4 protein-coding genes are annotated in these 2,946 nt (G+C 54.2%); 3 read left to right on the top strand and 1 reads right to left on the bottom strand.

Annotated elements, in window-relative coordinates; translation table 11 throughout:
- Positions 1 to 159 precede the first annotated feature (159 nt).
- On the bottom strand, positions 160 to 720 hold the full coding sequence (locus tag DW796_RS10230) for a TetR/AcrR family transcriptional regulator (protein ID WP_117636933.1): 561 nt from the start codon (positions 718 to 720) through the stop codon (positions 160 to 162).
- A gap of 143 nt (positions 721 to 863) precedes the next feature.
- Here DW796_RS10230 and DW796_RS10225 point away from each other — a divergent pair, with 143 nt between their 5' ends.
- From DW796_RS10225 to DW796_RS10215, 3 genes are read left to right on the top strand one after another with little or no spacing between them, the layout of a single operon-like run.
- Positions 864 to 1,064: a hypothetical protein gene (locus DW796_RS10225; RefSeq protein WP_117775997.1), complete on the top strand. Its 201-nt coding sequence runs from the start codon at positions 864 to 866 to the stop codon at positions 1,062 to 1,064.
- Complete coding sequence (locus DW796_RS10220; RefSeq protein WP_055252677.1) at positions 1,061 to 1,750, top strand: radical SAM mobile pair protein A; 690 nt, start codon at positions 1,061 to 1,063, stop codon at positions 1,748 to 1,750. Before DW796_RS10225 ends, DW796_RS10220 begins: the two co-directional genes overlap by 4 nt.
- A complete protein-coding gene (locus DW796_RS10215; RefSeq protein ID WP_055252675.1) occupies positions 1,738 to 2,646 on the top strand; it encodes a radical SAM mobile pair protein B in 909 nt (302 codons plus the stop codon). The genes DW796_RS10220 and DW796_RS10215 overlap by 13 nt, the downstream gene beginning before the upstream one ends.
- Positions 2,647 to 2,946: the final 300 nt, after the last annotated feature.

Raw genomic sequence — 2,946 nt, 5'->3', positions numbered from 1 at the left:
GCTTGGAAGCAAGGCAGGGGCGATCCAGGCCGATTTGGGCGCCCTGCTCTCGGTGGCGCGGGCAGGTGGCGAGTAACGCGGAGCGGTAGACGCGCAATGAGGTTTTAGCCGCAGCCTCCGAACGAGAGGGCTCGGAGGCTGGTATTCCTGAATCGCAGGTCACGATGGGTTATCGGAATCGCGAAGAGCGGATACCGCCAGTAAGCCCCCTTCGGAATAGGCGTTGAGCAGCTCCTGGGCATGGGCGAACTCGGGGCCTCGTCTCCAGCCGAGCAGGCGGTTGACGGCCAGATTGCCCTGGACGTTGTGGACGAAGAGCAGGAAGGCGTCTTCGCGTGAAAGCCCTGTTTTCTCCATGACCCAGGGAACCATCTGCTCCGCTCCGCGTTCTATGACGCGCTGGGCTACGCGAGCGTATGCGTCGCTGTCCGAATAAAGCAGGCGATAATCGTCGTCTGCCGGCGGACGCTGGCAAAGCGTTGCCGATTCAACCCCCTCAAGCGGGGGAGCCGCTGCCAATGCCTCGTCGATAAGCGCATCGAGCAGCGCGTACTTATCCTCGTAATGCAGATAGAACGTTCCCCGGTTGATCTCGGCGCGGCGGCAGATGTCCGCCACCGTCATCTTCGCGAAGCCGACCTCGGCCAGCAGCGCGAAGAACGCCTCCTGTATGACCGAGAGGGTGTAGCGCCGCCGGCGGTCGATCTTGGTTTCTCCCATCGCCTCTCCAATCTGAGTCGTTTGACAATGTCCAGTAGCTGTTCGTTTATCGACAGGTGCACGCGTTTGTTCATTGCCCCTGCGAAAATCAACAAGGATACTGTTTATAGACACCTGTTTTTTATAGCTGAAAGGGAGCACGGATGACCCTGTGCGAGAAGCTCGGCATCGGGCTTGTCAGCCGATCGTTTTCCCATCGGGCCGTCTATCGAAACGGCGGCACGTCATACGATTTGAGCGATTGCGAGCCTGCTGCTTGCAAGCAAGATATCGAGGTTTTTGCCCGCAAGGTGGGGGAGGCTGATTGCGTGTTTACGGGAGAGGCAGGTAGGCAGGCGTTATGAGCATCTGCATCAAAAATCAGATTCAGAATATGAATATCGTCATCGGCTGCACGGTGGGGTGTCCATATTGCTATGCCCGTAACAATGTGAAACGTTGGCATATGATTGACGACTTCGCTGATCCTGCGTTCTTCCCGAGCAAGCTCAAGATGATGGAAAAGAAACGCCCGCAGAACTTTCTCCTTACCGGCATGAGCGATCTCTCCGGGTGGAAGCTGGAATGGCGAGACGAGGTATTTGCAAAGATCCATGAGAATCCACAGCATCAGTTCCTGTTCCTGACCAAGAGACCCGATTTGCTGGATTTAGATACCGACCTGGAAAACGCATGGTTCGGCGTTACGGTGACGAGGAAAGCGGAGCTGTGGCGTATCGACGCCCTTCGGAAAAACGTCAAAGCAAATCACTTCTTCGTTACTTTTGAGCCGCTATTCGACGATCCCGGTACGGTCGACCTTTCCGGAATCAACTGGATCGTCGTCGGTACCATGACCGGGGCGCAGAGCAGGAAGGTTCATACGGAACCGGAGTGGGCATGGTCTTTGACGGACCAGGCGCACGCGCTTGGCATTCCAATGTTTATGAAGGAAGACCTCGTCTCTGTCATAGGGGACGAAAACATGATTCAGGAATTGCCGGAAGAATTCGAAAGAGTGCTGGAGGTGCAGAGAACATGGCGGAAGTGATCGATGGAATCCTCATCAATGAGGTGGAAGCAAAGAACATCATGACCAAGTCCAGCCTGCCGGTAGGCGGCTACTCGGTCAATCCCTATGTAGGCTGCACGCATGCCTGCAAGTATTGCTATGCCTCCTTTATGAAGCGCTTTACCGGACACAAGGAGGAATGGGGCACCTTTCTTGATGTGAAGCATTGGCCGGAAATCAAGAATCCGAAGAAATACGCTGGACAGCGGGTGGTTATCGGTTCTGTGACGGATGGCTACAATCCACAGGAGGAGCGATTCGGGAATACCAGGAAACTCCTGGAGCAGCTGATTGGCAGCGATGCAGATATTCTGATCTGCACAAAGTCCGATCTTGTGGTACGGGATATCGATCTGCTGAAGAGGCTTGGACGAGTGACCGTTTCATGGTCGATCAACACGCTGGATGAGAACTTCAAGAACGATATGGACTCCGCGTCGAGCATCGAGCGTCGTATCGCTGCTATGAAGCAGGTGTATGACGAAGGTATCCGTACGGTCTGCTTTGTGTCCCCGGTATTTCCCGGCATCACGGATTTTGAGATGATTTTTGAGCGAGTAAAGGATCGGTGCGATTTGTTTTGGCTCGAAAATCTCAATCTTCGGGGTGGTTTCAAAAAAGCGATCCTGGATTATATCGCCGAGAAACATCCCAATCTCGTACCGCTTTACGATGAGATCTATAACAAGCGCAACCGTAGCTATTTTGAAGCGCTTGAAGTAAAAGCCGAGGAAATGGCCAAGAAGTACGATTGTCCCTTTGTGGACAACGAAATGCCTTATGGCAGAGTCCCCCAGGGGCATCCGGTGATCGTGGACTACTTCTATCACGAGGAAGTCCGAGGGTCAGATAATAGCGGAAAAAGAAATCGTTAAACGGAAACCGACGACGATTCGCTCGAGCGATTAGCGTCCACGCGTGGCTTCTGCCGATTGGCGCAACGGGCGACGGATTAAGGGATCGCTCGGGCGGATGATCCCGCTGCAGTACAGGCGGTCGCTCAATTTAGCGGCATGAGCGTTTTCGCACGGAAAACCAGTATCCCCTGTGCCGAGTTTAATCGTAGCGAATACAATGGGCACTGAGCATCAATCGAAAGTAGTCAAGAGCCTTTTCGACGGTTTCTACCACCTCTACCCCAGCCTCGAGCAGCAATGGGCCTACTACGCGCGATA

The organism is Collinsella sp. AM31-2AC (assembly GCF_003469285.1).
Classification (GTDB): Bacteria; Actinomycetota; Coriobacteriia; order Coriobacteriales; family Coriobacteriaceae; genus Collinsella; species Collinsella aerofaciens_AT.
Note: the sequence above shows the minus strand (reverse complement) of the source record. Positions and strands in the feature narration are given on the sequence as shown.